Origin of the sequence: Tepidiforma sp. (genome assembly GCF_026419595.1) — a bacterium.
Classification (GTDB): Bacteria; Chloroflexota; Dehalococcoidia; order Tepidiformales; family Tepidiformaceae; genus Tepidiforma.
The window spans coordinates 1-596 of record NZ_JANZZD010000111.1; the positions used below are offsets into that span (position 1 = coordinate 1).

1 protein-coding gene is annotated in these 596 nt (G+C 62.9%); it reads left to right on the forward strand.

What is annotated here, in order from left to right:
* Positions 1–305: response regulator transcription factor (locus N2041_RS14650; protein WP_297679357.1), on the forward strand; the 305-nt coding region annotated here is incomplete at its 5' end.
* Between the last annotated feature and the right edge of the window lie 291 nt (positions 306–596).

Below are 596 nucleotides of genomic sequence, written 5' to 3' on the forward strand. Positions count from 1 at the left end.
GCAGCATCCTCTCGTTCGGCGACCTGACACTGGACTTGGAGCGTCTTCAGGTGACGCGGCGCGGTCAGGTGGTGGACTTGACCCCCATCGAGTTTCGGCTGCTGCGCTACCTGGCCAGCAACCCCGGCCGCCCTTTCACCCGGGAGCACCTGATCGAGACCCTTTGGGGCTACGAGAGCGACATCGGCAGTGACCGCACGGTGGACGTGCACATGCGCCACCTGCGCCAGAAGATCGAGGACGACCCGGCCAACCCGCGCTGGCTGGTGACGGTGCGAGGGATCGGCTACAAGTTCGAGCCGTGAGCGGCTTTGTTGTCAAACCTTAACCAAATCTGAACTGCTTCGTTGCACCACTGTGCTAGAGTAAAAACAAAAAAACGTGCAGTCGCCAAACGAATCGCGCGCTTGTCGCGCCTACGGCCACCCGCGACAGGGTTTCCTCTAAGGAGGTGACGGGCATGCGAGCGCTTCTCCTGCGTGTGGCAGTCGCCGTGCTGTGCTTGTTGAGTCTCAACCCCGCGGTCGCCGTTGCCCAAACCGGCGCAGATGACCAAGGCCTGCTGGTGGTGCAGGTAGCACCGGGCAGCCCGGCCT